A 13,077-nucleotide genomic window follows, 5' to 3' on the forward strand; every position below is an offset into this window, starting at 1 on the left:
TTATTCCCCCTGACGCTGGTTGTCGTTACGCTGCGCGTTGGCGCGGCGTTGGTCCATGATGTCACCATCGCTTGAAGAAGAGGTGGTATTGGCTCTGGTGTTGCCAGTCGACGCTGGCGGCAGACGCAACAGCTCATTCGCTCCGCTGTTATTGGCCTTTGCACCACTCGCATTCCCGCCTTTCAGCATCTGATCCAGCGGCAGAACCATCAGGTTGCCATTTTTGCTGTCATTCACCAGCACCTTACGGGTGTGGCTCAGCACTTTTTCCATGGTCTCGATATACAGACGCTCACGGGTAATTTCCGGTGCGGCTTTATATTCAGGCAGCAGTCTCGCAAAACGCGCCACTTCACCCTGAGCTTCGAGAACGGTCTGAGTCTTATAGGCGCGCGCTTCTTCGAGAATACGCTGTGCCTGACCGTTTGCACGCGGCTGGACTTCGTTGATGTACGCTTCCGCTTCACGGATGTACTGCTGTTCGTTTTCACGGGCAGCAATCGCATCATCAAATGCCGCTTTCACCTCTTCCGGCGGACGAGCAGCCTGGAAGTTGACGTCCAGCAGGGTGATACCCATGTTGTACGGACGAATGGTCTCTTCCAGCTCACGCTGGGTATCGCTACGAATAACGGTACGACCTTCGGTCAGAATGCGGTCCATGGTGTATTTGCCGATTACGCCGCGCAGGGCGCTGTCGGTAGCCTGACGCAGACTGTCGTCCGCGCTGGTCACGCTAAACAGGTAGTGCTGCGGATCGGTGACACGGTACTGCACGTTCATCTCAACGCGGACGACGTTCTCATCGGACGTCAGCATTACGCCGGACGCCGCCAGTTCACGTACCGACTCAACGTTAACGGCGCGCACGTTATCAACGAAGGTAGGTTTCCAGTTCAGGCCTGGCTCAACCAGATGGCTGAACTTACCAAAACGGGTAACAACACCGCGCTCGGCTTCTTTGATGGTGTAGAACCCGCTGGCAGCCCAGATAATTACCGCTGCAGCCGCAACAATAGTCACCACGCGACCGCCCATATGAGGACGCGGCCCCTGGCCAGTACCGCCGCCAGTGCCTTTACCACCGCCAAGACCGCCCAGCTTTTTACTCAGCTTGCGGAAGATATCATCCAGATCGGGTGGCCCCTGCTCGCGACCACCTTTGTTGCCATTTCCCCCGGAGTTGCCGCCTTGATTATTGCTGCTCCCCCACGGGTCGCGGTCTTGTCCGTTATTACCGGGCTGATTCCACGCCATGTATGTGCTCCATATTTGTTATGCGGTGATATACCTTCAAACGCCTGGCATGCCGGAGCATCCATTGCGATTCGGGTATCCCAAAGGGCAAAAACCTTCAGGCATCTCCTATCCGGTCAGACGACGTAGTCGACCAGCGCAGGTTCTTGTTTACAGAGGCGACGCCAGTCAACGATCGGCATACGCACTTGCAACCCCACGCTGCCGTCATCCTCCATCCACTCTTTTTCTATCGCCTGAAGCTGATAAAAACGGCTGCGCAGTCGGCCTTCCTCGGGGGGTAGACGCAGCGTGTGCTGAGCCACTTCACCGGAAAGACGTTCTGTTAAGGCCTGGAAAAGCAGTGGTACACCAACACCGGTCTGGGCAGAAAGCCAGACCCGAATCGGTATGTTCTCTTCATCCCTGTCGATACGCGGCTCAAAGCCATCCAGCATATCGATTTTGTTCATCACCTGCAGCGTTGGGATCTCGTGCGCATCAATCTCTTCCAGCACGATATTCACTGCATCGATGTTTTCCTGCAGGCGGACATCCGCAGCGTCAATGACGTGCAACAGCAGCGTCGCCTGACGGGTCTCCTGCAGGGTGGCTTTAAATGCAGCCACCAGGTCGTGCGGCAGATGACGGATAAACCCAACGGTATCCGCCAGCACGGTTTCACCGACGTCCGTCACATCAATGCGGCGCAGTGTCGGATCCAGGGTCGCAAACAGCTGGTCTGCGGCATACACCTGGGCCTCAGTGATCTGGTTAAACAGGGTGGATTTACCGGCGTTGGTATAACCGACCAGCGACACCGTTGGAATGTCTGCTTTCTGTCGGGAGCGGCGCCCCTGCTCACGTTGCTTCTCAACTTTTTCAAGTCGTGAGAGGATCTGGGTTATACGGCCACGCAGCAAGCGACGGTCGGTTTCGAGCTGGGTTTCACCCGGGCCACGCAAACCAATCCCGCCTTTCTGTCTTTCAAGGTGTGTCCAGCCGCGCACCAGGCGCGTTGCCAGATGGCGCAACTGCGCCAGCTCGACCTGCAGTTTCCCTTCATGGGTACGTGCACGTTGAGCAAAAATGTCCAGAATCAAACCCGTTCGATCGATAACGCGACATTCGCACAGACGTTCCAGGTTGCGTTCCTGGGCCGGTGTCAGGGCGTGATCAAAAAGCACGACTGATGCGCCAGTCGCTTTAACGGCATCCGCAATCTCTACTGCTTTACCTTCACCAACAAAATACTTTGGGTGCGGCGCTTTACGGCTACCGGTAATCACCTGCATTGCTTCGACACCGGCGGAAGAGACCAGAGCTTCAAACTCCTGGAGATCTTCCATATCTTTGTCTTGCGAAAAATAGATGTGTACCAGCACCGCCTGCTCACCGGCATCATAACGGTCAAACAAGCGTAAACCTCTCAAAAAAGATCAGCGGGGAACGCAGAAAACCTGGCTCCCCGATATGGAAATAACAGCCAGTAACCTTATTCGGTTTCTTCACTGTCCTGCGCAGGCGCAGAAGAACCCTGCGCGTTGCTGCCATGATGGTAGTTACTGGAACCGCCGCCAGCGTTATTGCTGTGATGAGATACTGGGCGAGACGGAACAACAGTAGAAATCGCGTGCTTGTAGACCATCTGGCTGACCGTGTTTTTCAACAGGATCACGAACTGATCGAAAGACTCAATTTGACCTTGCAGCTTAATACCATTCACCAAATAAATAGAAACTGGAACACGTTCACGACGCAGTGCGTTCAAGAACGGATCTTGTAAAGATTGCCCCTTAGCCATTCTATCTTTTCCTTATATGCTTGTTTTGTACTTAGAACCTTGCGATTCTGAAAAATTGCGCACGATACGACTTAATTGTACACATTCAGTCTGCGATATCACCAACAACCTGTAATAGATCATGTAACGCCTGTTGGGGCTTTTCACTGTCTAACCAGTGGATACCATCCCAACCGCGCAACCAGGTCATCTGGCGTTTCGCCAACTGTCTCGTGGCGCAAATACCTCGATAAACCATTTCATCATGTGAAATTTCACCTTCAATGTATGACCACATCTGGCGATAACCCACACAACGAATGGAAGGCATGTCCGTATGCAAATCTCCACGGGCAAATAGCGCCCGCACTTCTGCTTCAAAATCTGAAGCTAACATCTGATGAAAACGCTGCTCAATTCGCTGATGGAGCAGTTCACGGCTCGCCGGGGCGATGGCGAACTGATGCACCTGATACGGCAGAGCCTCTCCTGACGTTTGCGTCAGTTCCGTTAAAGTTTTACCCGAAATGAAAAAAACTTCCAGTGCCCGGGAAAGCCTTTGCGGATCATTTGGATGAATACGTGCTGCGGCAACCGGATCGATCTCAGCCAGTTGCTCATGCAGCGCACCCCATCCCTGCTCTGCCGCCTGTTGCTCAATCTTTGCTCTAACCGCAGGGTCTGCCGATGGCAACGGCGATAACCCTTCCAGTAAGGCTTTGAAATAGAGCATGGTTCCACCCACTAACAGGGGAATACGCCCTGCTGCGGTGATCTCTGCCATCTGCGCCAGCGCATCGCGACGAAAATCTGCCGCCGAATAGGCCTGCGCCGGGTCAAGAATATCCAGTAATCGGTGCGGGGCCGCGCGTAACTCGTCTGCGTTAGGCTTTGCCGTACCAATATCCATCCCCTGATAAATAAGGGCGGAATCAACGCTAATCAACTCTACTGGCAAAACTTTACGTAACTCAATGGCTAACGCGGTTTTACCGGAGGCCGTTGGCCCCATCAAAAATATCGCCTTAGGCAGGCTGGTATTACTCAAGTCACTCATTTTTCAGGGCGTTCTTAGCCATTTGTAGATCTACAGGTTGCAATAAACCACCCGGCGGCGCTTTTACCAGCTGCGGGCAGAGGCGCTCGACCTCCGCCAGCACTGTGATCGCCTGCGCCATACTCCACGTCGAATGTTCGCTGGCCAACTGGCGGGCGATCCACTGTGCGGTGTTGGCGGCATCAAACGTCGTCTGTTGCGCCAGGTAGCCTATCAGTTCAGGAATCAAGTTTTGTAAATTTTGTTGGCGTAAGGGTAAAGGCACCGCCCGAAGCGTGACATGGTGCGCTTCGGTCACTACCTCGATGCCCATTTCAGCCAGCGCCTTTTGATAACGCTGGATGATCTGCGTCTCTTGCGCCGAGATTTTTATCCGCACCGGGATCAGCAGCGGCTGGGCGCAGGCCTGCTGTGGACCAGGTGCAAGCTGCGCCTGTTTTAACCAGCGCTCGGCTACCGGCAGGGACAACAGCGCCAGCTGGCCGTCACGCTCCAGCAGGGCCGCATCCGGTGATACGATCGTGAGCACCCGGCCAAAACTCTGGCTATGCCCTACCAGCGTTGAGGTTGCAGGTGCGACATCTTCTGTTTTCTGGGCAGGCGCCGGGGTATCGAGCAAGGTGCGATAGACCGCGCCCGCCTGCTTCTGGTAGCCCGGCTGGGCATGGGGATAACTGGCGCCAGACGCGCGAGGGGCTGAGCCGCCGGATGCAAAGCGCGGGGCGGCAGGTTCACGGGCGACAGCCGGTTCAGCAAACTGGTTTTTGCCCGCCGCAACGCGGTTTTCCGGGATCGTCCGCGGCGCAGGCTCCACGTTACTCAACGGCAGAGTCGGGTCGGCCTGCTGCTGCAATACGCTCAGTACGCCCTGGTAGATAAAGTCATGCACCAGCCGCGACTGATGAAAACGCACTTCATGCTTCGCCGGATGGACATTCACATCTACCTGATGCGGGTCGATCTCCAGATACAGCACAAAAGCGGGCTGCTCTCCGGCACCGAGTTTATCCTCGCACGCCTGGCGGATGGCATGGTTGATCAGGCGGTCGCGCATCATACGTCCGTTGACGTAGCAATACTGGATCTCCGAAAACGCCGCACTGCTGGCTTTTGGATCGGCCACCCAGCCGCGCAGGGTCAGATCGCCATGCTGCCACTCAATAGCCAGCGCCTGTTCCAGAAACGGCGTACCGCAAATGGTGCCCAGCCGACGCTCTTTCTGCCCGCCCTGCGCCACGGCGCGGTACTGACGCATCATCTTGCCGTTATGGCTCAGGTTGATGGTGACATCGAAACGCGCCAGCGCGATGCGGCGAATAATCTCGTCGATATGACCGAATTCGGTTTTCTCGGTGCGCATAAACTTGCGCCGCGCGGGGGTGTTGTAGAACAGGTCCAGCACTTCCAGCGTGGTGCCCACCGGGTGCGCGGCAGGTTTGACCGTCACGTCCATATCCCGGCCTTCGGCGTAGGCCTGCCAGGCTTCCGGCTGTTCTGCGGTGCGGGAGGTGAGCGTTAAGCGGGAGACGGAGCTGATACTGGCCAGTGCTTCGCCGCGAAAACCGAGGCTGATAATGGCTTCAAGGTCGTCGAGGGAGGCGATTTTGCTGGTGGCGTGACGGGCCAGCGCCAGGGCCAGCTCCTCTTTTTTGATGCCGCAGCCGTTATCACGGATGCGGATGAGTTTCGCGCCGCCGCGTTCAATATCAATGTCGATGCGGGTCGCGCCCGCATCAAGACTGTTTTCCACCAGCTCTTTCACGACCGACGCAGGGCGTTCTACCACCTCACCGGCGGCGATTTGGTTCGCAAGCTGCGGCGGCAGAACCTGAATCGGCATGAAATCTCCTTAGTTGGTCGAGGTCGACTCGCCCGGTAATACGGCGCTGGCGGTCTGCCCCGCGCCACCCTGCGGTGCAGACTGGAGCGGATGCGAATCAAAATACTTGCGCAGGCCTTTATAAATCGCCTCGGCAATCTGCTGCTGGTAGCTGTCGCTGCCCAGCAGGCGCTCTTCACCGTGATTACTGATAAAGCCCGTTTCCACCAGAATGGACGGGATATCCGGCGAACGCAGCACGCCCAGGCTGGCATGTTCCGGGCGGCGTTTGTGCAGAGAACCGACACTTTGCAGCTGATTCAGGACGTTAGTCGCCACATCATACCCGACACGCTGGGAATGGCCGAACTGTAAATCCAGTACCGCCTGGCTCAGGTAGGGATCCGACTGGCTGTTCGCCAGTACGTCGCCTGCCCCGCCTAACAGCTCGGATTGCTTTTCATGTTCCTCAAGCCAGTTTGCCATTTCGCTGTTAGCACGACGGTTAGAAAGCACCCATACGGATGCTCCCGTCGCGTTGCGGTTGGGAGCCGCATCGGCATGCACAGAGACGAGGAAGTTAGCGTTCTGCTGGCGCGCCACGTCAGACCGGCCCATGACCGAGATAAAATAATCGCCATCGCGGGTTAACACGCCTTTAAACATCGGGTCGTCATTCAGCAAGGTCCGCAGCTTACGGGCGATGGCGATGGTCACGTTCTTCTCACGCGTCCCGCCCGGCCCGATGGCGCCAGGATCATCGCCACCGTGTCCGGCATCAATCGCAATAATGACTTTGTCGCCAGTTGTCTGGCGCGCCTGGGCTGCCGGACGCGTCACCGTGTTGCTACTGGTAACGCTGGTAATCCGATCGCTGCCGGTTTTAAACGGATTGCGGGCCGGCTCTGACGGGCGCTGTGCCACAACAGGCGCTTCCACCCGCTTCGCTACTACCGGCGGTGGTGGCGGAGGCGGCGGTGCATCGGCATTGATGGTGAAGATCACCATATAGTTGGCGCCGTTCTGCTGCTTCACCGCCCGGGTCTTGCCGTTCTGCGTTAAATCGACCACCAGACGCAGGGACTGATCGTCTTTCGGCGTACCGGAACGAATGCGGTGCACCAGGTTATTGCCGCTGAACTGCAGCGGTAACCCTTTGATAACGCCGGTCTGTTTAATATCCAGCGCGACGCTGCGCTTATCGTCCTGCGAAAACGCATACTCTGGATCGCCCATAAAGCTGAAGGTGATCCTGGCCTGATTGTCGCCGTTTGAGACCTGAATATCGGACAGCGTTGCTGCCCCGGCCTGGGCACAAAACAGTACCGTTGCAGCCATCAACCAACTTTTAACGCGATTAATCATCCCGTTATCTCTTCTTTTAACCGGCTAACCGCGCCAGTATGGAGTTACCTGATGCGGAGACAGCAGTGACGCGGGCTTCACGCCCTTGCGCCTGATACTCCAGGTGAATTTCAACATCCGGGTCAGGCAAGACGCCTGTTCCCTGCTGCGGCCACTCTACGAGGCAAATAGCATCGTTGGCGAAATAGTCACGGATCCCCATAAATTCCAGCTCTTCAGGGTCGGCAAGGCGATAGAGATCGAAGTGGTACACCATCAGGTTGTCGAGGGTGTAGGGCTCAACCAGCGTATAGGTCGGGCTTTTCACGTTTCCCTGATGCCCCAACGCCTGTAAGAAGCCCCGGCTAAAGGTGGTCTTACCCGCGCCAAGGTCGCCATACAGATAAATGACGGTTGCGCCCTCGCAGGCCTGCGCCACGCGCTGGCCGAGATCTAAAGTTGCCTGTTCGTCGGGTAAAGGGATCACTCGATTAATCATTTTCTACGTCAATTATTTCCGGGTTAACAACACGCCGCAGCGTGTCAAAAAGATCGGTTGCCAGCATACCGCGCGTGCCATACTGGTCAGCCAGCCGATCGGCGGCTGCACCGTGGGCGACGCAGCCTGCGCAGGCGGCATCATAAAGCGCCAGTTTCTGTCCGAGCAACGCCCCGATAATACCGGAAAGCACATCGCCCATACCGCCGCTCGCCATGCCGGCATTGCCGACATCAATGATACCTGCAAAGCCGCCCTCGCTGGCGACGATGGTGCCAGCGCCTTTCAGCACCACCACACCACCGTAACGTTTTACCAGACGCTGGGCAGAATGTAAGCGATCACTTTCAATTTCTGCAACGCTGCAGTTAAGCAGGCGCGCGGCCTCACCGGGATGCGGCGTCAGGATGCGATTGTGACGTTTATCCGGGTTGATTGCCAGAAGGTTCAGCGCGTCAGCGTCCCACAGCATAGCGTGCCGAAAGTTCTCAACCTTACGTAACGCCTCTTTACCCCACGACGCCTGACCCAGACCGGGGCCAATCACCACCACATCGGCCCACTGCAGGCTCTCGTCCAGCGCCTCGGCTGTCAGTTCGTGCACCATCAGCTCAGGCCGGGCGGTGACAATGGGGGCTATATTTTCGCGGCGGGTCAGGACACGCACCAGCCCCGCTCCCGTCCGTAACGCCGCTTCGCCGGCCATGCGGATAGCACCTGCGGTGCCGTGGTCGCCGCCGATAATCACCAGACGCCCGTGATCGCCTTTATGAGAGGTGGGACGGCGCGGTGGAAGCCAGTGTGCCAGCTGCGCGGCATCAAAGCGGCTGAGTGCCGTCTCTTGCCCGGCGAGCCAGCTCTCCAGCCCGAGGGCGTTATGGTGCAACGCCCCGACGACATCACGCGCTTTCCCGGTCAGCAGGCCGGGTTTAAGAGCGATAAAGGTCACCGTATGGTCGGCGTGGATCACTTCGCCGGGCGTGGTGCCGGTCTGCGCGTTCAGCCCGGAGGGGACATCCAGCGAGACGACGGGGGCCGGATGCTGGTTGGCTTGCGTGATTAATCTGGCAACCTGATTGCGTGGCGCGCTGCGTAAACCGGTTCCCAGCAGACCATCGACAATCAGATCGATGCCTTCGGGCCAGACCGACTCCGCGGCATGGATAACGCCTGCCGCCTCCAGCCAGGTTTCCCGCGCTTTTGTCGCCTCTTCGGGGAGGGATTTATCGCTCTCCAGCGCCAGCAGCGTGACGGTAATGCCTGCGGCGAGCGCCAGTCGGGCCACCACATAGCCATCGCCGCCGTTGTTGCCATGGCCGCACAGGATCAACCAGTGTCTGCTCTGCGGGTAAGCCGTGCGGGCAACGGCAAAAGCCGCCTCGCCTGCACGCTGCATCAGCTCATAAAGGGTCATGCCGATGCTGTCTGCCGCCTCTTTTTCGATGCGACGTAGCGCCTCCGCGGGCCAGACAGAATGTGGTATACTTGCGGGGTTTTTCTTCACAGTATGGTCCGTCATGTCACAGCCCCTCGATCTCAATCAGTTAGCGCAAAACATTAAACAGTGGGGCGCTGAGCTTGGTTTTCAACATGTGGGTATCACCGATACCGATCTCTCTGCCAGTGAGCCAAAACTCCAGGCATGGCTGGATAATCAATACCACGGCGAAATGGAGTGGATGGCGCGTCACGGCATGATGCGCGCCCGTCCGCATGAACTGTTGCCGGGGACCCTGCGCGTGATCAGCGTACGTATGAATTATCTTCCCGCCCGGGCAGCCTTTGCCAGTACGCTGAAAGACCCCACGCTGGGGTACGTCAGCCGTTATGCCCTCGGACGTGATTATCATAAACTGCTGCGTAACCGACTCAAAAAGCTCGGGGAAATGATCCAGCAGCAGTGCGCCACGCTGAATTTTAGACCCTTTGTCGATTCCGCGCCTGTTCTTGAACGCCCGCTGGCTGAAAAAGCAGGGCTTGGCTGGACAGGTAAGCACTCACTTATCCTCAGCCGCGATGCTGGCTCCTTCTTCTTCCTCGGTGAACTGCTGATTGACCTCCCTTTACCGGTGGATAAACCGGTCGAAGACGGCTGCGGACGCTGTGTGGCCTGCATGACCATCTGCCCCACCGGGGCCATCGTTGAGCCTTACACCGTCGATGCCCGCCGCTGCATCTCCTACCTGACTATCGAACTGGAAGGGGCCATCCCGGAAGAGTTTCGGCCGTTAATTGGCAACCGCATATACGGCTGCGATGACTGCCAGCTGATCTGCCCGTGGAACCGTTATTCACAGTTAACAGAGGAGGACGACTTCAGCCCGCGTAAGGCTCTGCACGCGCCGCCGCTTCTGGAGCTGTTTGCCTGGAGCGAAGCCTGGTTTCTGAAGGTGACGGAGGGATCGGCTATTCGCCGCATCGGGCATCTGCGCTGGCTGCGAAATATTGCGGTCGCGCTGGGAAATGCCCCCTGGGACGAAGCCAATATTCAGGCCCTGGGAAGTCGCAGAGGTGAGCACCCACTTCTTGATGAGCACATAGAGTGGGCGGTTGCGCAGCAAATCGCCAAACGAAACGCCTGCGCTGTAGAGGTACAATTACCGCAGAAAATCAGGCTGGTACGGGTGGTCGAAAAAGGGCTACCACGCGATGCATGATGTTTCCACAGGCTGTGAATAAAATTTAAAAGCCAGAGTTAGTCCGGGCCCGGCTACAGGTCAAGTGATCGGCTTAACATTTTGAAATGAAATTTTCTTTATTATTTTCAACGTATTATAAAGTTACTATTCATCAGGCGAAGTATTTGGCTATTCGCTGAAAAATGGCAAAGCTGTGGATAAGTCTGTTAAGAAGAGTTTGTCAGAAATGAAACAAATCATCCCCGGCGGGGCTTGCCGCTGTGGATATCTGGAAGAGGAGTAAAAAATTTGGAGCGGGAAACGAGACTCGAACTCGCGACCCCGACCTTGGCAAGGTCGTGCTCTACCAACTGAGCTATTCCCGCTTGGGTGGTGCGTATCTTGCGATACCTTTCAAATTTTGGAGCGGGAAACGAGACTCGAACTCGCGACCCCGACCTTGGCAAGGTCGTGCTCTACCAACTGAGCTATTCCCGCTTAATCTTTGTCTTTCAAGCCGCCACTGCGTTGGCTGCCTTCACTCACCTTAGTCACTTACTTTAGTAAGCTCCCAAGGATTCGTTCAGTTGCCGCCTTGTTGCAACTTGAAATCCTGCGATTGGTGGTCTTACTGCGCAGCGAAAGATTTGGAGCGGGAAACGAGACTCGAACTCGCGACCCCGACCTTGGCAAGGTCGTGCTCTACCAACTGAGCTATTCCCGCAAAATCTGTGCTGTCGTAACGATGAATTCTCTGTCGTTACGGGAGGCGCATTATACGAGAAATCCTTTCTGCTGCAACCCCCCCAAAAGCGATTTTTTATAAATTAAGTTCAAGTGCTGCAATATTCGTCACATTGCGCATTTTTAAATCGTTTTAGCGATTTAGACCCGACAAGCGCTGCCCGCCGGGCCTGGCGCTTACAATTTAATAAAATGTTCGCGGTAGTAAGCCAGCTCCGCCACCGACTCGCGGATATCGTCCATCGCCTGGTGAGTGCCCTGCTTCTTAAAGCCGTCCAGCATCTCCGGCTTCCAGCGACGGGCCAGCTCTTTCAGGGTGCTGACATCGAGATAACGGTAGTGGAAGTACGCTTCCAGCTCCGGCATGTACTTAAACAGGAAACGGCGATCCTGACCGATGCTGTTACCGCAGATCGGTGACTTGCCCTGGGGCACCCACTGCTTGAGGAACTCAATGGTGGCCAGCTCGGCTTCACGATCCCCCAGCGTACTGGCTTTAACACGTTCCACCAGCCCGCTGCCGGTATGGGTGCGCACGTTCCAGTCATCCATCAGCGCCAGCTGCTCGTCGGACTGATGCACGGCAATGGTCGGCCCTTCCGCCAGCACATTCAGGTTCGCGTCGGTCACCAGCGTGGCGATCTCAATAATGCGATCGCGCTCGGGATCCAGTCCGGTCATCTCCAGATCGATCCAAATCAGATTGTTTTCATCTGCACTCATGTTATTTTCCACCCTTCTCGTATAACCGGCCGTGGCAGGTTAACTAGTATTAATTAGTGTGTATCATAGAGGTTTTGCCCAATATGGGCGACCAGGAGCCAGCACGATTGAGTAAAAATAAACTCTCCAAAGGGCAACAGCGCCGCGTGAAAGCCAATCACCAGCGCCGTCTTAAAACCACTTCGGAGAAGGTCGATTACGACGACAACCTGTTTGGCGAACCCGCTGAAGGCGTGGTGATTAGCCGCTTCGGTATGCATGCTGATGTGGAATCGGGCGATGGCGACGTTCACCGCTGCAATATCCGTCGCACCATCCGCTCGCTGGTCACCGGTGACCGCGTGGTCTGGCGTCCGGGTAAAGCCGCTGCAGAAGGCGTGACGGTGAAAGGCATCGTGGAAGCCGTGCATGAGCGCACGTCGGTATTGACGCGCCCCGACTTCTACGACGGCGTAAAACCCATTGCCGCCAACATCAATCAGATCGTGATTGTCTCTGCGATCCTGCCTGAACTGTCACTGAATATTATCGACCGTTATCTCGTCGCCTGTGAAACCCTCGAGGTTGAGCCGCTGATTGTCCTGAACAAAATCGATCTGCTCGACGACGAAGGCATGGACTTCGTTAATGAGCAGATGGATATCTACCGCAAGATTGGCTATCGCGTGCTGATGGTCTCAAGCCGGAAACAGGATGGCCTGAAGCCGCTCGAAGAGGCATTGACCGATCGCATCAGCATTTTTGCCGGTCAGTCCGGCGTGGGTAAATCCAGCCTGCTGAACAACCTGCTTGGTCTGCCGCAGGAGATCCTGACCAACGATGTCTCTGACAACTCCGGTCTGGGTCAGCACACCACCACCGCCTCGCGCCTGTATCACTTCCCGCATGGCGGCGACGTGATCGACTCCCCTGGGGTGCGTGAATTTGGTCTGTGGCATCTCGAGCCCGATCAAATCTTTAACGGCTTTGTCGAATTCCTCGACTATTTAGGCGCGTGTAAATACCGTGACTGTAAACACGATAACGACCCTGGCTGTGCCATTCGTGCAGCGGTCGAAAACGGTGAAATTGCGGAAACCCGTTTTGCAAACTATCACCATATTCTCGAAAGCATGGCGCAGGTAAAAACGCGTAAAAGCTTTTCTGAATCTGATGACTGACAACTAAGCTAAGCGTCGCTAAAATCGTCCCCTTTTTTCAGGTTCCGGCTCTCCTGCAGCCGGATCAGGAACGACAAAACAATGGCCTGGAGGC

At 56.3% G+C, this 13,077-nt stretch carries 11 protein-coding genes and 3 tRNA genes; 2 read left to right on the forward strand and 12 right to left on the reverse strand.

Annotated elements, in window-relative coordinates; all coding sequences use genetic code 11:
• The 8 genes from hflK to nnr all read right to left on the reverse strand — a co-directional run bounded on the left by hflK (position 1) and on the right by nnr (position 9,257).
• Positions 1-1,257 carry an FtsH protease activity modulator HflK gene (gene hflK, locus LG383_RS17005; RefSeq protein WP_106994045.1) on the reverse strand — a complete coding sequence of 419 codons (1,257 nt, stop codon included), beginning with the start codon at positions 1,255-1,257 and terminating at the stop codon, positions 1-3.
• 116 nt (positions 1,258-1,373) lie between these two features.
• The gene (gene hflX, locus LG383_RS17010) at positions 1,374-2,654 is read right to left on the reverse strand and encodes a ribosome rescue GTPase HflX (RefSeq protein WP_225759755.1); all 1,281 of its coding nucleotides are present in this window, start codon (positions 2,652-2,654) and stop codon (positions 1,374-1,376) included.
• A gap of 77 nt (positions 2,655-2,731) precedes the next feature.
• The gene (hfq, locus tag LG383_RS17015) at positions 2,732-3,040 is read right to left on the reverse strand and encodes an RNA chaperone Hfq (protein WP_032616179.1); all 309 of its coding nucleotides are present in this window, start codon (positions 3,038-3,040) and stop codon (positions 2,732-2,734) included.
• An 85-nt stretch (positions 3,041-3,125) separates the two neighbouring features.
• The gene (miaA, locus tag LG383_RS17020; RefSeq protein ID WP_166181383.1) at positions 3,126-4,076 is read right to left on the reverse strand and encodes a tRNA (adenosine(37)-N6)-dimethylallyltransferase MiaA; all 951 of its coding nucleotides are present in this window, start codon (positions 4,074-4,076) and stop codon (positions 3,126-3,128) included.
• Positions 4,069-5,916, reverse strand: a complete 1,848-nt coding sequence (mutL, locus tag LG383_RS17025; RefSeq protein WP_225759756.1) for a DNA mismatch repair endonuclease MutL — start codon at positions 5,914-5,916, stop codon at positions 4,069-4,071. The genes miaA and mutL overlap by 8 nt, the downstream gene beginning before the upstream one ends.
• Before the next feature lie 9 nt (positions 5,917-5,925).
• Complete coding sequence (gene amiB, locus LG383_RS17030) at positions 5,926-7,260, reverse strand: N-acetylmuramoyl-L-alanine amidase AmiB (protein WP_166181381.1); 1,335 nt, start codon at positions 7,258-7,260, stop codon at positions 5,926-5,928.
• A gap of 16 nt (positions 7,261-7,276) precedes the next feature.
• Positions 7,277-7,738: a tRNA (adenosine(37)-N6)-threonylcarbamoyltransferase complex ATPase subunit type 1 TsaE gene (gene tsaE / locus LG383_RS17035; protein ID WP_106994040.1), complete on the reverse strand. Its 462-nt coding sequence runs from the start codon at positions 7,736-7,738 to the stop codon at positions 7,277-7,279.
• The gene (nnr, locus tag LG383_RS17040) at positions 7,731-9,257 is read right to left on the reverse strand and encodes a bifunctional ADP-dependent NAD(P)H-hydrate dehydratase/NAD(P)H-hydrate epimerase (protein ID WP_225759757.1); all 1,527 of its coding nucleotides are present in this window, start codon (positions 9,255-9,257) and stop codon (positions 7,731-7,733) included. The genes tsaE and nnr overlap by 8 nt, the downstream gene beginning before the upstream one ends.
• Between nnr and queG the strand changes: the two genes are divergently transcribed.
• A complete protein-coding gene (queG, locus tag LG383_RS17045) occupies positions 9,256-10,395 on the forward strand; it encodes a tRNA epoxyqueuosine(34) reductase QueG (protein ID WP_225759758.1) in 1,140 nt (379 codons plus the stop codon). The two genes, nnr and queG, sit on opposite strands and share 2 nt — an antisense overlap.
• A gap of 271 nt (positions 10,396-10,666) precedes the next feature.
• Here queG and LG383_RS17050 read toward each other — a convergent pair.
• The 4 genes from LG383_RS17050 to orn form a co-directional block, all read right to left on the reverse strand.
• A tRNA-Gly gene (locus LG383_RS17050) sits at positions 10,667-10,742 on the reverse strand.
• A 36-nt stretch (positions 10,743-10,778) separates the two neighbouring features.
• A tRNA-Gly gene (locus LG383_RS17055) sits at positions 10,779-10,854 on the reverse strand.
• Between the two features lie 150 nt (positions 10,855-11,004).
• Positions 11,005-11,080, reverse strand: a tRNA-Gly gene (locus tag LG383_RS17060).
• Positions 11,081-11,277: 197 nt separating this feature from the next.
• Positions 11,278-11,823, reverse strand: a complete 546-nt coding sequence (gene orn, locus LG383_RS17065) for an oligoribonuclease (RefSeq protein WP_106994037.1) — start codon at positions 11,821-11,823, stop codon at positions 11,278-11,280.
• 107 nt (positions 11,824-11,930) lie between these two features.
• On the opposite strand from orn, the gene rsgA reads away from it, so the two are divergent.
• The gene (rsgA, locus tag LG383_RS17070; RefSeq protein ID WP_181247284.1) at positions 11,931-12,983 is read left to right on the forward strand and encodes a small ribosomal subunit biogenesis GTPase RsgA; all 1,053 of its coding nucleotides are present in this window, start codon (positions 11,931-11,933) and stop codon (positions 12,981-12,983) included.
• The last annotated feature ends 94 nt before the right edge of the window (positions 12,984-13,077 follow it).

It is taken from the genome of Leclercia sp. Marseille-Q4284 (assembly GCF_916618945.1).
GTDB lineage: Bacteria > Pseudomonadota > Gammaproteobacteria > Enterobacterales > Enterobacteriaceae > Enterobacter > Enterobacter tamurae.